Origin of the sequence: Streptomyces coryli, from assembly GCF_011044975.1 — a bacterium.
Taxonomy (GTDB): domain Bacteria; phylum Actinomycetota; class Actinomycetes; order Streptomycetales; family Streptomycetaceae; genus Streptomyces; species Streptomyces coryli.
The window spans coordinates 24,595-39,455 of sequence record NZ_JAAKZV010000004.1 but is presented as its reverse complement, the minus strand read 5'-3'; the positions used below and the strand labels follow the sequence as shown (position 1 = coordinate 39,455).

The following is a 14,861-nucleotide window of genomic DNA, read 5'->3' as shown; positions in this document are numbered from 1 at the left end:
CTCCGCACAGGATCCGCCGTATGTCCACGCTTACTCGTGTCACAGCTGCCAAGGTCCCTGTCACCGGTGCCGCGATCGCCGCCGCGCTGCTCGCCACGCTCGCCGTTCCCGGCGCCGCGGCGGCGCTCCCGCAGCATGCCGGCCAGCCGGCCGCGCACGCCCGCACCCACATTCCGTTCACCGAGGCCACCGTCGAGCAGGGCGACGACGGGTCGTACACCGTGAAGTGGAGCGCCCCCGGCGTCCGGAAGGTCGCCGTCCGCGCCAACGGCAGGACCGTCGCCCGCGGCGACGGCCACGACTCGGTCGTCGTCCGCGGCCTGCCCGCCGCCGACCGGCAGTGGTTCGACATCGTGCCCGACCACGGGGGCTCGCTGCGCCTCGCGGACCGGCTGATCAAGCTGGAGGGGACGGTCAACTTCCGTGACGCGGGCGGCTATCGCACCCGCGACGGCCACTGGGTGAAGATGGGCGAGATCTACCGCTCGGACTCGCTGGAGAAGCTGACCGAGGCCGACCTCGCCAAGCTCGAGCGTCTGGGCATCCGCGCCGTCTACGACCTGCGCATGAAGTCCGAGCGCGCCCAGGCGCCGGACAAGATACCGGCGGGCGCCGAGCACATCGTCGCCGACGTGCTGGCCGGCTCCGACACCTTCACCGCCATGCCGAAGACCGCGGCCGAGGCGGAGCAGATGATGATCGACGGCGAGAAGTTCATGGTCAGCGGCGATACCGCGCGGACCGCGTACGCCTCCGTCTTCTCCGGCATCCGCGACGAGGACGACCGCGCGGTGCTGTTCCACTGCACGGCCGGCAAGGACCGCACCGGCTGGTCCGCGGCCGCCCTGCTCATCGCGCTCGGCGTCCCGCGCGACACGGTCATGAAGGACTACCTCGCCAGCAACGACTACCGCCGCGCCGCCAACGAGGCCGCGCTCGCCCAGCTGCCTCCCGAGCAGGCCAAGATCTACAAGCCGCTCCTGGACGTCCGGCCCGAATACCTGAACGCAGGCTTCACCGAAGTCCAGGACACATACGGCTCCTTCAGCCGGTACGCGAACAAGGCCCTCGGCCTCGACACCCGCGAACTGCGCGACCTGCGCAAGGACCTGCTCCTCGGCTGACCGGACGGAGCAAGGGCTAGGCGCTACAGGGCGGCTCGGAGGGCCGGCAGGAGTTCCTTGCCGGCCCAGGTGAAGAAGTCGTCCTGGTGGTCGCCGCCGATCTGGACGAGGGCGACCTCGGTGAAGCCGGCCTCGGCGAAGGGCCGTACGGCCTCCACGAACTCCGAGACATCGCTTCCGCACGGGATGGACTCGGCGACCTGGTCCGGCGTCACCAGCTCGGTCGCGCCGGCGAAGGAGACGGGGTGCGGGAGCTCGGCGTTGACCCGCCAGCCGCCGGCGAACCACCGGAACTGCTCGTGGGCGCGCTTCACCGCGGCCTCCCGGTCCGTGTCGTAGCAGACGGGAAGCTGCCCGACCCGCGGCTTTCCGGCGCCGCCCGAGCGGTCGAAGGCGTCGAGCAGCTCGGCGCGCGGCTCGGTGGCGATGACCAGGTCGGCGCGGCGGCCCGCCACGGCACAGGAGGCAGGTCCTGACACGGCGATACCGATCGGCGGCGGGGTGTCGGGCAGGTCCCACAGGCGGGCCCGGTTGACGTCGAAGTGGCGGCCGCGGTGGGTCAGCTCCTGGCCGTCGAACAGGGCGCGGATGATCTCGACGGCCTCGTCGAGCTTCTCCAGCCGCACCCCCGCCGACGGCCATCCGCCGCCCGTGACGTGCTCGTTGAGGTTCTCCCCGGAGCCGAGGCCGAGCCGGAAGCGCCCCTCGGAGAGCAGTTGGAGCGTGGCGGCCTTTTGCGCGATCACCGCCGGGTGATAGCGCGTGGTCGGGCAGGTCACGTACGTCATCAGCGGGAGCCGCGAGGTCGCCTGCGCGGCGGCGGCGAGCACGGCCCACGCGTACGGCGAATGGCCCTGCTCCTCCAGCCAGGGGAAGTAGTGGTCGGAGGTGACGGAGAAATCGAAGCCCGTCTCCTCGGCGGCGACCGCGTGCCGCACGAGGTCACGGGGTCCGGCCTGCTCGGTCATCATCGTGTAGCCGATGCGCATGTTCGCCTCCAGCGCGTAGGGGTTCACAGGGTCATGGGGTCTTGTTGTCGTCAGTCGCGCCGGGTGCCTCGGTGTGCCGCTTGCGTGCCCAGGCCGGGAGGATGAGCCAGCACAGCACGTACCAGGCGACGATCGCCGCGACGAGGACCGGGGCCACCGAGTCGTGCATCGCGATCCGCAGGATCAGGAGCAGCGCCGCTGTCAGCGTGCACAGCAGCAGGATCAGGCCCGCGAGGGTGAGCCGGGAGGCCCAGAGCACCGCCTGCGGCTTGATCCTCCGGCCGCTGACCAGGCGGTGGAAGGCGACCGGGCCGATCAGCGCACCCGTCGAGGCGGCCCCGAGGACGACCGTGGCGATATAGATCATGCGATTCGTGTCGGACAGCTCCGCGAACCGCGGGGTGAACACCACGGTGAGCAGGAAGCCGAAGAGGATCTGCACACCGGTGAGGGCCACCCGCATTTCCTGGACGAGCTCCGACCACTGCCGGTCCGCCCGCTCCTCGATGGTCTCCGACCGCCCGCGCGGCGCCTCGTCCGCGACAGTGGTCGCGGACTCGTCGTCGGCTCGGCGGGCCGTGGTCATCGCATGCTCCAGAACCGGTTCGGGGCGGGTCGTCGGGCGATGTGCTGCGGACGGGTCCTGGGGACGGGCACGCCTCGGCAGGTGATCGCTCGTCCGGCGGGTGCCCAGGCAGGCCGATGGCACGCGCCCGATTCCCGCGTCCCGTCCATCGTGACCCGGGTTCGCCCCGACCTCCACCTGGGCCCCTCATACGTGCACCGCGCCCGCGGCCTCGCGAGAGTGGACGGCATGAGGGCACTGACCGGCAGGGGCTGCGTCGCGCTGCTGGCCGCGCTGGCCGCTCTGGCCACCGGCGCTTGCGGCGCAGGCGGGCAGCAGCGGACGGCGGATCCTCCGGTACGGCAGCGGGCCGCCGCCGCCACCGAGGACGGCTTCCAGCGGCTCGCGGAGCGGGTGCAGGGCTGGGTGGCGAAGTCCTGGCCGCGGGCCGGCGAGGTGTGGCCGGGGGCCGACTACTCCCGCCGGGCGCTGATCCTCGGCGACGGCAAGCACGCCGCCGTCGTGGACACCAAGGGCGTCGACCGGCTCGGCGAGGCCGAGCTGCGCCGCGCCGGCGTCGAGGTGCCCCAGGTCGGCTACGAGAAGGTGCGCTGGCACGGCCGCGAGGCGGTCGTCTGGAACACCGCCACCACCGGAGAGACCGGCACCGACGCGGCCCGCGACGCCTACACGACGGGCACGCACGAAGCCTTCCACTTCTACGAGCAGCGCGCCTTCGACCCCGGCAAGCAATGGCCGGTCCTCCGCGGCGACCTGGGCCGCCGCTCCACCCCGTACCCCCTCAAGGCCCAGCCCCGGCTCCAGCGCATCATGCTCGCCAACGAGCTCCTCGCCGCGGCCACCGCCCGCGACGCCGCCGGGCGCGAGCGGCACCGACGGGCCGCCGCGTACTGGCAGCAGCAGTGGGCGAAGGACAGTCCGGGCGAGCGCCGCGACATCCGGGTCACCGACATCGCCGAGGGCACCGCCGAGTACTTCACCACCGTGATGACCTCCCTGGCCGAGGGCAAGCCGCGCGGCGCGGGCCTGAAGCCCCTCGACAGCCTCGTCGCCATCGACACCGAGAGCTACCGCATCGGCGCCGCCGCGGGACTGCTCGCCGACGCCCGCGGCAGCGACTGGAAGAAGGCGGCGGAGACGTCGGGCAGGACACCGGCGCAGTTCGCCCTGGCGGGCGCCGAGCCCGAGCCGCAACAGGAGCCGGAGAAGCTGCGCGCCACCCTGGAGCGGGAGCAGAAAGAGGGCGCGGCCAAAGTGGACCCGCTGCTGCGCCCGCTGCGCGCCGGCTACCGCGACCGCGACAAACCCCTGCTCCTGCTGCCGGAGTCGGCCGCCACCGGCAGCACCTACCAGGAGGACTCCTTCGCCATCAGTGGCATCCCGTACGACGCGACGACCGGCTACACCCGCACCTACCGGACCAAGTCCGGCGGCCGGATGCAGCTGGACAAGGCGACCGTCCTCGACGGCGCGGCGGCGGGCACCGAGGGCGTGCTCATTCCCTTCGATCCCGAGGCGGCACAGACCCGGCTCACCGGCGGCAAGGTCGCCTTCGCGACCAGAACGGCACAGGGCACCGTCGCGGTGGAGAAGAAGACCGACGCCGGGACCGGGCGCACGGTCTACGTGGCCCACTGACCCAGCTTCAGGCGATCAGGCCCGACTGATGGGCCAGCAGGGCCGCCTGGACCCGGCTCGACGTGTGGGTCTTGTCGAGGATCGCGGCCATGTGGGTCTTGACCGTGCCCACGCCGATGCCGAGCCGGTGTGCGATGTCCTGGTTCGACAGGCCGTGGCCGAGCATCGTCAGGACCTCGCGTTCGCGGTCGGTCAGGGCGGCCAGGCGGGCGGCCGCCGGGGTGTCCGTGGGAGTGCCGGACGCCGCCGGGGCGCTGCCCCGCAGCATCCGGCGGATCACCGCGCCGGTGACGCCGGGTGAGAGCACCGCGTCGCCCGCCGCGGCGGCCCGTACCGCGCTGATCAGCTCCTGCGGGCCCTCGTCCTTGAGCAGGAAGCCGGCCGCCCCGGCCCGCAGCGCGCGCACCACGTTCTCGTCGTCGCCGAAGGTGGTGAGCATGACCACCTGGGGCGCCGGATCCAGGGCGACCAGGCGCGGGATGGCCGCCAGGCCGTCGAGCACCGGCATGCGGATGTCGACGAGGGCGACGTCGGGGCGGTATCCGGCGGTGAGCGCGACGGCCTCCTCGCCGTTGGCGGCCTCGGCGACGACCTCGATGCCGTCGGCGTGGCTGAGCACCAGCTGCACGCCGCGGCGGATCATCTCCTCGTCGTCGGCGAGCAGGACGCGGATCGGTGGCGTCATCGTCTCCCCCCGGAGGTGTCCGTGGCCGAGGGCTCGGTGACCATGGGCACGGTGAAGTGGTCGATCTTGATGAGCTTGTCATCGCGGAAGCAGTAGCGGGCGACGGGGAAGAGTCCCTCGCGCGTGTGCGCCTCCTCGTCCCGGCCGAAGCCGTAAACGCAGCTCGTGCTGTCCGCGGGCCGGGCGGGTTCGCGGCCGCGGGCGGCGGCGCGGATCGCGTCCTGGTCGCCGTAACCGAGCTCCTCCACCCGCTGCTTGGACATGCCGACGCGGATCTGGTCCGGCTGCCCGTACACGGGCTGCGGCTTGGCCTGCTCCACCAGGATCACGCCGAGCATCATCGTGACCGCGACGCCGGCGAGCCCGAGCAGCGCGGTGAGGACGCTGCCGACGCGGTGCTGTATCCCGGACAGGGCCGTCGCGCCGCTGCCCAGGCCGGCGTCCGGAGCCGGACGGCGGCCGGTCTCGGCGGGGTCCGGGACCGCCGGCATGACGGCGTGCACCTGGAAGCCGCCCTCGGGGCGCACCCCCGCGTCGAGGCTGCCGCCGAGCAGCTCGACGCGTTCGCGCAGGCCGGTCAGGCCGCGCCCGGTGGACAGCTCGGGACGGTCCGCGGGGAAGTCGGGCGGCTCGTTGCGCACCCGCACCGCGACCTGGTCTTCGGTGTGGGTGACGGCGACCGTGACCGCCGCGCCGGTGGCGTACTTGTGGACGTTGGTGAGCGCCTCCCGCACGACGCGGTGCACCGCCCGGCGGACCTGCGCGTCGCGGCGGTCGAGGTCGGGCCCCTGCCAGTCGAGCTCGATCGGGGTGCCGGCACCCCGCGACTCCTCCATCAGCGCCTCGAGGTCGGCGCGGGTGCCGGTCGCGTCGGTGAGCGCCTCGGTGCCGGTGTCGCGGCTGAGCGGGCCGAGCACGCCGAGGATCTGGCGCAGCTCGTGCATGGCGTCGCGGGCGGCCTGGCGGACGTGCGCGGCGCTCTCCCGGAGCCGCGGCTCCTGGTCGCGCAGCGCCATTTCGAGGCCCCCGGTGTGCACGGCGATCAGGCTGAGCCGGTGGCCCACGAGGTCGTGCATCTCGGCGGCGATCCGCGTGCGCTCGGCGCTGCGGGAGGCGTCGCCGGCCAGCCGCCGCGCCTCCTCGGCCGCCGCGGTGCGCTCCTGCAGCGCGGTGACGAGGCGGTCCTGCTGGCCGGCCGAGATGCCGCCGAGGCCTGGCACGCCGATGGTGGTGGCGGCGAGGACGGCGCCGAGCGCCAGCCCGTAGCCGTGCGTGCCCAGGCCGGTGTAGGGGGTGCTGACGGTCGCCGTGGCGACGGTCAGCAGGCTCGCGCCGAGCAGCAGCAGCGTGCGCCGGCGGGGGTCGGTCAGCCGCCGGGCGGTGGTGTACGCGATGACGGCGGCGATGAGTCCGTAATACGGAACCACCCCGAGCAGCGCCGCGAGGCCGAGCAGGGACACCGTGGGAAGGCGGCGGCGGATGACGAGCAGCAGCAGGGCCAGGAGGGTCAGCGGGATCAGCAGGCCGGGGGTGAAGCCGTTCGCCAGACCCGCCATGGCCGCGAAGGTGCCGACCGCGAGGATGCCTCCGCCCACCGCCTCGGCGGCGGCCCGCCACCAGAGACGGCCCTGCTCACCGGGCGCGGCGAGGACGGATGCGAGAGGCGGCATGCCGTCCAGTATCGGATGGCGGGAGCGATGATCCGGTGCACCTCGCGGGGGATGCGGGTGGCGGCGCCTCTGCCGAAAGGCAGAGGCACACAGGAGGACCGCTCCCCCGCTCCCCGTCCTTTGGCAGAGGCCGCAAGCACACCCTCGGAGTGACGATTTCGGCAGGTCAGCGGGGCGAGGCTGGACGCACCTCGTCACCGCAGTCCTCCCGGGAGTCCTCATGTCGTACGCCCCTGCCCGCCCCGCAGCCCCGACCGGCACGGCCGCGGCCTCCGCCACCGGCCTGACCAAGGTCTACGGGTCGGGCGAGACCCGGGTCGTGGCCCTCGACGCGGTGGACGTCGCGTTCGAACGCGGCCGCTTCACCGCCATCATGGGTCCTTCCGGCTCCGGCAAGTCGACGCTGATGCACTGCATGGCCGGACTCGACACGGTCTCGGCCGGCTCGGCGCGGATCGGCGAGGTGGAGCTGGCCCGGCTCGGCGACCGGGAGCTGACCCGGCTGCGCCGCGACAAGATCGGCTTCGTCTTCCAGGCCTTCAACCTGCTGCCCACGCTCACCGCGTACGAGAACATCACGCTGCCCGCCGCCATCGCGGGCCGTACCCACGACCGGGCCTGGTTCGAGCGGGTGGTGCACGCGGTCGGGCTCGCGGACCGGCTGGGTCACCGGCCGGCGCAGCTGTCCGGCGGCCAGCAGCAGCGGGTGGCGGTGGCGCGGGCGCTGGCCTCCCGGCCGGAGATCATTTTCGCGGACGAGCCGACCGGCAATCTCGACTCCCGCTCCGGCGCCGAACTGCTGGGCTTTCTGCGGGAGTCGGTGCACAGCCTGGAGCAGACCGTCGTCATGGTCACCCACGACCCGGTGGCCGCCGCCTACGCGGATCGGGTGATCTTCCTCGCGGACGGCCGGATCGTCGACGAGGTGCAGGCGCCGAGCGCCGAAGCGGTGCTGGACCGGATGCGGCGGTTCGAGACCGGCGAGCGCATCAGCTGAGCCCGTTTGTCCGTACGCCCGCCCGCACACCCACAGGACCCACCCATGCTGCGAACAGCCCTGCGCAACGTCCTCGCCCACAAGGCCCGGCTGATCATGACCGCGCTCGCCGTCATGTTCGGCGTCGCCTTCGTCTCCGGCACCCTCGTCTTCGGCGACACCGTCGGCGGCGCCCTCCGGGGCGCCTCCGCCAAGAACCTCGACGGCGTCGCGGTGGCCGTCGGCCACGAGCCCCCGGCAGGCGCCGAGACCGAGCCCGGCAAGACCCGGACGGCGCTCGACGACGCCCTCGCCGCGAAGATCCGCGGCCTGCCCGGCGCCGGCTCCGTACGCCCCTCGGTGAACGGCCACGCCGCCCTCGCCGCCAAGGACGGCAAGCCGCTCGGCGCCGACACCCCCTGGCAGAACCTGGCGGCCAACTACGTATCGGGCAAGGACGGTGGCGACCCGCGCTACCCGCTCGCCCGCGGCCGCGGTCCGGCCGCCGTGGGCGAACTCGCACTGGACGCGAAGACGGCCGAGAAGGCCGGCTACCGGATCGGCGACACCGTCCGCTTCGCGACCACCGGCCCCACGCTGACGAAGAAGCTGGTCGGCCTGGTCGGCACCGACGATCCGCGGGTCACGGCGGGCGGCACCCTGGCGCTCTTCGACACCGCGACCGCGCAGCGGATGTTCGTCTCCCCCGGCCACTACGACGAGATCGTCGTCGGCGCGCGCCCCGGCACCGACCAGACGCGCCTGGCCGCCGACGTACGGGCGCTGCTGCCGCAGCAGGGCGCCACCGTCAGCACCGGCGCGGAGCTGGCGCGGGAGCAGGCGGCGGTGACCGAGCAGAGCACGAAGGCGCTGACCCAGGCGCTGCTGGTGTTCGCCGGAATCGCCCTGTTCGTCGGCGTGTTCATCATCGCCAACACTTTCACCATGCTGATCGCCCAGCGCACCCGCGAGATCGCGCTGCTGCGCGCGGTCGGCGCGTCCCGGCGGCAGGTCGTACGCTCCGTGCTGATCGAGGCCGCGCTGCTCGGCCTCGGCGCGTCCGCCGCGGGCTTCGTGCTCGGCCTCGGCATCGCGACGGCGCTGCCGCCCCTGGTCAACTCCGCCGGCGCCGGGCTCCCGTCCGGACCGCTGGTCATCTCGCCGGGCACGGTGTTCGCCGCGCTCCTCGTCGGCGTCGTGGTGACGGTGCTCGCGGCCTGGCTGCCCTCCCGCAAGGCCGCGAGGATCGCCCCGGTCGAGGCGATGAGCAGCGTCGACGCCCCGCCGGCGGTCCGCGGCCTGGTGCTCCGCAACGTCCTCGGCACGCTGACCGCCGCCCTCGGCCTGCTCCCGATGGGGTACGTGGCCACGCTCGCGAAGACCGACGAAGCCGACCTGCTGGCGGCGCTGTTCGGGGCAGGCCTGTTCATGCTCGGACTGATCATGCTGGCGCCGCTGCTGTCCCGCCCGGTCGTCGGCCTCGCCGGCCGGGTCACGGCCGCCGTCTTCGGCGTCAGCGGCAAGCTCGCGAAGGAGAACGCCCTGCGCAATCCGCGCCGCACCGCCGCCACCGCCTCCGCGCTCATGATCGGCCTGTGCCTGATCACGGGCCTGACGGTGTCGGTGAACTCCGCCCAGCGGGCGGTGGCGGCCGAGGTGACGGCGGGCAACGCCGCCGACTACCGGATCACCAACTCCTCGATGGACGGCGGCCTCCCCACGGACACCCTCGCCAAGGTGGAGCAGGCGCCGGGCGTGGCCACCGCCGCCCCGCTCGCCTCGGCTCCGCTGGAGATCGGCAGCGGCTTCGGGATCGTGAACGGCGCCGGCATCAAGTCCCTCGCCCCGGTCACCGACCTGCACTTCACCCGCGGTTCGCTCGGCGCCATCGGCCCCGGGGAGCTCGCGGTCTCGCAGGAGTTCGCGAAGTCGGCCGGGCTGGCCGTCGGCGACACGGCGAAGGGCCGCATCGGCAGCTCCTTCGCCCCCGGCGGCGCCGAGCCGGTCACCTTCAAGGTCGTCGGTATCTACGAGCCGAACCGGACCGTCGGCGACGCCCTGGGCACCCTCACCGACGTCCTGCCGCACGCCACCGGCAAGAAACTGGATACCGTCCTGATCAAGGCGACTTCGGCGGACCGGGATCTGACGAGCGGGCTGCGCACCGCGCTGGACAACAGCCCGCTGCTCAAGGTGCAGGACCGGGACCAGATCATCGCCGCCGAATCCGGCGACGTCGACACCGTCCTCAACATGATGTACGGCCTGCTCGGCATGTCCGTCCTGATCGCCGTCCTCGGCGTCATCAACACCCTGGCCATGTCGGTCTTCGAACGCACCCGGGAGATCGGCATGCTGCGCGCCATCGGCCTCGACCGGGCCGGGGTCAGGCGCATGGTCCGCCTCGAGTCGATCGTCATCTGCGCTTTCGGCGCGGTCCTCGGCATCGGCTCGGGCGTCTTCCTCGCCTGGCTCAACAGCGGGGTGGCGGGCGGCAATCTCGACGCGTACGAGACAGTCCTGCCGTGGCTACGGCTGACCGTGTTCGCCGTACTCGCCCTGGCCATCGGCCTCCTGGCCGCCATCTGGCCGGCCCGCCGCGCGGCCCGCCTGAACGTACTGGCGGCGATCAACGCCCAGTAGCGGGCGTGCGGCGGGCCATCCGGCCCATGAGGCGGACGATCAGGCGGCGTGGCAGGAGCCTGCTCGCGAGGGCGAGGGGGCGGCCGTTGGTGATTACTGAGGGGGGCGGGGAGCGGCGGTCGAGCGTGGCGAGGGCCGTGCTGACGACGTCGGCGGGGGTGGCTCGCTTGGTGCCGTAGTCGGCCGACTGGCTGCCGGCCGCGTCGAAGAACTCGGTCTGGGTGGCGCCGGGGGACACGGCTAGCACGCGGAGGCCGGTGCCCCGGGACTCCTCCCACAGCGATTCGGTGAAGCTGAGGACGAAGGCCTTGGTGGCGCCGTAGACGCTCAGGTACGGGGTCGGCTGGTAGCCCAGCAGGCTGGCGACGTTGATCAGGATGCCGTTGCCGACGGCGGTCAGCGGGCCGATGTAGGCGCGGCTGAGGTCGACGAGGGCGCTGACGTTCAGCGCGATCATGCTCTGCAGGCGGTCCGGGTCCTCGTCGGTGAGGGCGTCGTGGGTGCCGAAGCCGGCGTTGTTGATGAGTCCGGTGGCGTGGATGCCGCGGGATTCGAGTTCGGCGCGCAGCGTGCGGCCGGCGTCGGGCCGGCCGAGGTCGCGGGCGACGACGGTCACCGTGACGCCGTGGGCGCCGGCGAGTTCCCCGGCCAGGTCCTCGAGCCGGTCCGCCCGGCGGGCGACGAGTACGAGGTCCGCGCCGCGCCGCGCCAACTGGCGTGCGAACTCCGCGCCGAGCCCGGAGCTCGCTCCGGTCACGATGACGGTCTGGTGGCGATAGTCGATTCCGGTCATGCCCTACACTCTACGCACGCTTTTGCACTGCGTGCAAATAGCTGCATCACATGAAGCGATGTACCATCGGTGCATGGCTCGCAAACCGGCACCCCTCCGTGAGCAGACCCGCTCGGTGGTCCGCTCGCTCCTGGCCCGAACCGCCCTCGATCTGTTCGCCGCCAAGGGGTACGACGAGACGACGCTCGAGGAGGTCGCCTCCGCGGCAGGTGTCTCCAAGCGGACCCTGTTCAACTACTTCCGCAACAAGGAGGACCTCGCGCTCAGCGGCCTGTCCGAGCAGGGCGATCTGATCGCCGCGCGGCTCGCCGAGCGCCCGGCCGACGAGGACCCGTGGACGTCGCTGCGGGCGGCGTTCCAGGTGCTCGAGGAGATCGACACCACGGCCGAGCACCGGCTCGAGTTCATCACCCTGCTCTTCGGCAATGACTCCCTGCGGGCCGGCCACGCCGAGAAACAGGCCCGCTGGCAGGACCAGTTCGCGCCGCTGATCGAGCCGCGGCTGCCCGCCTCCGACCGCAGCGCCCTGCAGGCGCGCGCGGTCGCCGCCGCGGCGATCACGTGCCTCCAGGCGGCAAATGAGGAGTGGCTGCGCCTGGGCGGGAAGGTCGCCCTCTTCGAGCTCTACGACGCGGCGGTGCAGGCCATCCGCCGCCCCGCGTAGGAGAAACGAGCTCAGCGGCAGAAGGGCTCCCTTCCCATCGCCGACTCGATGCCGTTCAGGAGCAGCTTCTGGAAGTCCGCCGCACCCGGATACGAGCCGTCCGTCGTGAAGGCCTTGGCGTCGTGGCCCAGGGTGGTGAGCCAGGCGCGGCCGCCGTCGTAGTACTGGCACCAGGCGACCGGGTGGCCGGCGCCGTGGCCGGGGTGGCCCATGGTGCCGCGTACGCCTTCGGCGAGGCTGGACTCGTCGACCCGGGCCAGGACCCGCACCCGGCTGGGCGCGGGCAGCAGGTTGTACCACTCGTCGGTGAAGGTCCAGGAGCGGCCGTCACGCATGACGACCTTGCCGGGCTGGTTCGGGCCGTGGTCGTAGAAGTTGGCCTCGCCGAGCAGGCCCTCGTACCAGGGCCAGTTGTACTCCGTACCGAAGGCGTTGTGCGCGCCGACGAAACCGCCGCCGCCGCGGATGTACTGGCGCAGCGCCGTCTGCGCGGCGTCGTCGAGCGTGTCGCGGCTGGTGCTGAAGAAGACGACGGCGTTGTACGCGAAGAGGCGGGACGCGGTGGCGAGTTGGGCCGGGTCCTCGGTCCAGTCGACCCGGATGTCGTGCTCCTCCCCCATCCTGACGATCGCGTTCTGCACGACGTTGGTGGTGGCGAGGGCCGGGTTCAGGCCGGTGCCGAGCGCTGGGCCGAGGTTGGCGTGGCGGGGTCCTGCGGTGCGGGTGTAGAGCAGGATGCGGTAGGCGTCGGTGCCGGGGTCGAAGTTGCCCCAGTCGTGATAACAGCCGGGATCGGTGCCGCGGCAGACCCCGGGCTTCGCCGGAGCCGGGGCCGCCTCCTGCGCGTATGCCGACGAGGGCCGGCGGTCGGCGGAGAACACGATGAGGGCGGCGAGGAGCGCGAAGGCCAGGGCCGCGGCCAGGGCGCGAGGGCGGCTGCTCATGTGATGACGACCTTTCCGGTGTTCTGCGGGAACGGCGGATCGTTGTAGAAGTACTCGCCGGGCTCGGTGAAGGTGTGCTCGAAGGACTGCCCCGGCATCAGCAGGCCGGTGTCGAACTCGGCCTCGAAGAACGACACCGCGCCGTGCGCCATCGCATTGCCGCCCGGGTTGGTGAAGGTGACGGTGGTGCCGGCCGGGACGGTCAGGTGCTGCGGGGACATGGCGTTCTGCGCGACCGTGTTCTCCTTGTCGCCGGGCGCCCCGGTGCCGCTGTCCCAGACCCGGCCGAGGGTGACGGTGTTGTCCGTTACGGAGCCGGGCACCGCCGCGGCGCGGATCTGGTTGCGGCGCGACGGCGGCTTGGGCGCCGGGGCCTGGTCGACGGTGCCGCCGAGCTTGAAGGCCCACAGGTGGTCGCCGCGGGGGATGTCGGGAAAGGGCAGGCCGTTGCCGCCGGCGAGGACGGCTATGTACTGCTCGCCGTCGATCTCGTAGCTGATCGGGATGGTGTTGACGCCCGCGCCGCACTGCCATCGCCACAGCGTCTTGCCGGTGGCGTCGTCCATGGCTTCGAGGACGCCGTCCGGGCGGCCCTGGAACATCAGCCGGCCGCCGGTGGTGAGGATGCCGTTGCCGTGGGCGAGTGACCAGTCGCCCTCCTTGCGCCACGCGACGGTGTTGGTACGCGGGTCCACGGCCACGAGCCCGCCGGAGAAGTATTCGCCGAGCGGACGGGCGGTGTTGACCCGGCCGCCACGGGTGTTGGAGTACGCCGAGTTGACCAGGCCGTAGCCGACGTAGACATAGCCGGTCCGCGGGCTGAAGGACGGAAAGCTCCAGTCCGCGCCGCCGCCCGCGCCCGGATACGAGATGGTGGCGCGGTCCCAGTGCACGCCGAAGAGGCCGGTGACCGGATAGAACGGCACGGGCCGGGTGGTCTTGTCCAGGCGGGGGAACGGGTCCACGAACGGCTCGCCGCCCGGGTAAGGCTGGGTGGCGGAGGTCTTCTGCCCGGCGTGCTGCGGTACGGGCCGTTCCGCCACGCCATGTACGGGCTCGCCGGTGGCCCGGTCGAGGATGAAGTAGTAGCAGGACTTGGAGCCGTAGACGACGACCTTGCGCTTGCGGCCGTCGATGAGGAGGTCGGCGAGGACCGGCGGCATCACGTTGTCCAGGTCCCAGATGTCGTGGTGGACGGACTGGAAGTGCCAGCGCCGCTTTCCGGTCTTCGCCTCGATGGCGACGATCGAGTTGGCGAAGAGGTTGTCGCCGGCGCGGGAGGAGCCGTCGGTGCGGGGGTAGGGGTTGCCGAACGTCCAGTAGACGAGGTCCAGATCGGGGTCGACGGCCGGGTGAATCCAGCAGACGGCGCCGCCGGTCTTCCAGGAGTCGCCCGCCCAGGTGTCGTGGCCGTACTCGCCCGGGCCCGGCGGGCCCCAGAAGGTCCAGATGACGTCGCCGGTCGCGGCGTCGAGGGCGTAGCCGCGGCCGCGGGCGCCGGCGGTGGAGCCCTCGGTGCCGACGTAGATCCGGCCGTCGTGGTGGATGACGGCACCGGCCAGGCCGCCGGAATTGCCGCCGCACTGGCCGCTGTTGGGGTCGCAGTCGTCGCCGCCGCCGTCGTCGGGGATGATCAGCTGCTTCTGCCAGGCGACATCGCCGGTGCGCTGGTCGAGGGCGTAGACGATGTTCTCGCCGGAGAGGGAGTAGAGACGGCCGCCGCCCAGGGCGACGCCGCGCATGTTCGTGGTCTCGGTGCCGAGGTTGCGGCGCCAGCGGACCTCGCCGGTGCGGCCGTCGATGGCGAAGACGTTCTGCTGGGTGGTGTGGAGGTAGAGCACGCCGTCCTTGGCGATCACCGTGCACTGCTGGTACCGCGTGGTGTCGCCGCCCTCCAGGTTCACGTGCCAGGCGCCGCCGAGGCGGCGGACGTTGGACCTGGTGATCCGCTGGAGCGTGGAGTGATTGTGGTTGCCGTAATTGCCTCCCACCTGCGGGAAGTCCCGCCCTGCGGTGCCCAGGGCAGGCGACTGGGCGGGGACGGGAAGCGCGAGGCCGGGGTCGGCGGCGGCCGCGGTGGCGGCGGAGTCGACGGCCAGGGCGGTCGTCGCCGCGGCGCCGAGCAGGAAGGATCTTCTCTCCATGGGCA

The 14,861-nt window shown here is 72.6% G+C and carries 12 protein-coding genes; 5 read left to right on the top strand and 7 right to left on the bottom strand.

Translation table 11 applies throughout. From position 1 onward, the window contains the following. Positions 1–20: 20 nt before the first annotated feature. The gene (locus tag G5C51_RS02205; protein ID WP_165230604.1) at positions 21–1,124 is read left to right on the top strand and encodes a tyrosine-protein phosphatase; all 1,104 of its coding nucleotides are present in this window, start codon (positions 21–23) and stop codon (positions 1,122–1,124) included. 23 nt (positions 1,125–1,147) lie between these two features. On the opposite strand, the gene G5C51_RS02200 is transcribed toward G5C51_RS02205, so the two are convergent. After that, positions 1,148–2,113 (bottom strand): LLM class F420-dependent oxidoreductase, encoded by a 966-nt coding sequence (locus G5C51_RS02200; RefSeq protein ID WP_165230744.1) that lies wholly within the window; start codon positions 2,111–2,113, stop codon positions 1,148–1,150. A gap of 31 nt (positions 2,114–2,144) precedes the next feature. Continuing rightward, positions 2,145–2,699 carry a DUF6328 family protein gene (locus tag G5C51_RS02195; RefSeq protein ID WP_165230602.1) on the bottom strand — a complete coding sequence of 185 codons (555 nt, stop codon included), beginning with the start codon at positions 2,697–2,699 and terminating at the stop codon, positions 2,145–2,147. A gap of 228 nt (positions 2,700–2,927) precedes the next feature. Between G5C51_RS02195 and G5C51_RS02190 the strand changes: the two genes are divergently transcribed. Further along, positions 2,928–4,337: a hypothetical protein gene (locus tag G5C51_RS02190; protein ID WP_165230599.1), complete on the top strand. Its 1,410-nt coding sequence runs from the start codon at positions 2,928–2,930 to the stop codon at positions 4,335–4,337. 7 nt (positions 4,338–4,344) lie between these two features. On the opposite strand, the gene G5C51_RS02185 is transcribed toward G5C51_RS02190, so the two are convergent. Both G5C51_RS02185 and G5C51_RS02180 read right to left on the bottom strand, forming a co-directional pair. Beyond that, the gene (locus G5C51_RS02185; protein WP_165230596.1) at positions 4,345–5,022 is read right to left on the bottom strand and encodes a response regulator; all 678 of its coding nucleotides are present in this window, start codon (positions 5,020–5,022) and stop codon (positions 4,345–4,347) included. After that, the gene (locus G5C51_RS02180) at positions 5,019–6,692 is read right to left on the bottom strand and encodes a sensor histidine kinase (protein WP_165230593.1); all 1,674 of its coding nucleotides are present in this window, start codon (positions 6,690–6,692) and stop codon (positions 5,019–5,021) included. Before G5C51_RS02180 ends, G5C51_RS02185 begins: the two co-directional genes overlap by 4 nt. A gap of 220 nt (positions 6,693–6,912) precedes the next feature. Between G5C51_RS02180 and G5C51_RS02175 the strand changes: the two genes are divergently transcribed. Further along, positions 6,913–7,689 (top strand): ABC transporter ATP-binding protein, encoded by a 777-nt coding sequence (locus G5C51_RS02175; RefSeq protein ID WP_165230590.1) that lies wholly within the window; start codon positions 6,913–6,915, stop codon positions 7,687–7,689. A gap of 45 nt (positions 7,690–7,734) precedes the next feature. Beyond that, complete coding sequence (locus G5C51_RS02170) at positions 7,735–10,311, top strand: ABC transporter permease (protein WP_165230587.1); 2,577 nt, start codon at positions 7,735–7,737, stop codon at positions 10,309–10,311. Here G5C51_RS02170 and G5C51_RS02165 read toward each other — a convergent pair. After that, complete coding sequence (locus G5C51_RS02165) at positions 10,298–11,104, bottom strand: SDR family NAD(P)-dependent oxidoreductase (RefSeq protein ID WP_165230584.1); 807 nt, start codon at positions 11,102–11,104, stop codon at positions 10,298–10,300. The two genes, G5C51_RS02170 and G5C51_RS02165, sit on opposite strands and share 14 nt — an antisense overlap. Before the next feature lie 73 nt (positions 11,105–11,177). Between G5C51_RS02165 and G5C51_RS02160 the strand changes: the two genes are divergently transcribed. Next, positions 11,178–11,768: a TetR/AcrR family transcriptional regulator gene (locus tag G5C51_RS02160; protein ID WP_165230581.1), complete on the top strand. Its 591-nt coding sequence runs from the start codon at positions 11,178–11,180 to the stop codon at positions 11,766–11,768. An 11-nt stretch (positions 11,769–11,779) separates the two neighbouring features. Here the strand turns inward: G5C51_RS02160 and G5C51_RS02155 are convergent, their stop codons facing one another. Together G5C51_RS02155 and G5C51_RS02150 are read right to left on the bottom strand one after the other, a co-directional pair. Beyond that, positions 11,780–12,712 carry a ThuA domain-containing protein gene (locus G5C51_RS02155; RefSeq protein ID WP_165230578.1) on the bottom strand — a complete coding sequence of 311 codons (933 nt, stop codon included), beginning with the start codon at positions 12,710–12,712 and terminating at the stop codon, positions 11,780–11,782. Then, positions 12,709–14,856, bottom strand: a complete 2,148-nt coding sequence (locus tag G5C51_RS02150; RefSeq protein WP_165230575.1) for an outer membrane protein assembly factor BamB family protein — start codon at positions 14,854–14,856, stop codon at positions 12,709–12,711. The genes G5C51_RS02155 and G5C51_RS02150 overlap by 4 nt, the downstream gene beginning before the upstream one ends. Between the last annotated feature and the right edge of the window lie 5 nt (positions 14,857–14,861).

Bases quoted from the DNA above. Each gene is read 5' to 3' on its own strand.
- G5C51_RS02150 (WP_165230575.1), bottom strand. From the start codon at position 14,856: ATGGAGAGAAGATCCTTCCTGCTCGGCGCCGCGGCGACGACCGCCCTG.
- G5C51_RS02180 (WP_165230593.1), bottom strand. From the start codon at position 6,692: ATGCCGCCTCTCGCATCCGTCCTCGCCGCGCCCGGTGAGCAGGGCCGT.
- G5C51_RS02190 (WP_165230599.1), top strand. From the start codon at position 2,928: ATGAGGGCACTGACCGGCAGGGGCTGCGTCGCGCTGCTGGCCGCGCTG.
- G5C51_RS02195 (WP_165230602.1), bottom strand. From the start codon at position 2,699: ATGACCACGGCCCGCCGAGCCGACGACGAGTCCGCGACCACTGTCGCG.
- G5C51_RS02170 (WP_165230587.1), top strand. From the start codon at position 7,735: ATGCTGCGAACAGCCCTGCGCAACGTCCTCGCCCACAAGGCCCGGCTG.
- G5C51_RS02165 (WP_165230584.1), bottom strand. From the start codon at position 11,104: ATGACCGGAATCGACTATCGCCACCAGACCGTCATCGTGACCGGAGCG.
- G5C51_RS02200 (WP_165230744.1), bottom strand. From the start codon at position 2,113: ATGCGCATCGGCTACACGATGATGACCGAGCAGGCCGGACCCCGTGAC.
- G5C51_RS02155 (WP_165230578.1), bottom strand. From the start codon at position 12,712: ATGAGCAGCCGCCCTCGCGCCCTGGCCGCGGCCCTGGCCTTCGCGCTC.
- G5C51_RS02160 (WP_165230581.1), top strand. From the start codon at position 11,178: ATGGCTCGCAAACCGGCACCCCTCCGTGAGCAGACCCGCTCGGTGGTC.
- G5C51_RS02175 (WP_165230590.1), top strand. From the start codon at position 6,913: ATGTCGTACGCCCCTGCCCGCCCCGCAGCCCCGACCGGCACGGCCGCG.
- G5C51_RS02185 (WP_165230596.1), bottom strand. From the start codon at position 5,022: ATGACGCCACCGATCCGCGTCCTGCTCGCCGACGACGAGGAGATGATC.
- G5C51_RS02205 (WP_165230604.1), top strand. From the start codon at position 21: ATGTCCACGCTTACTCGTGTCACAGCTGCCAAGGTCCCTGTCACCGGT.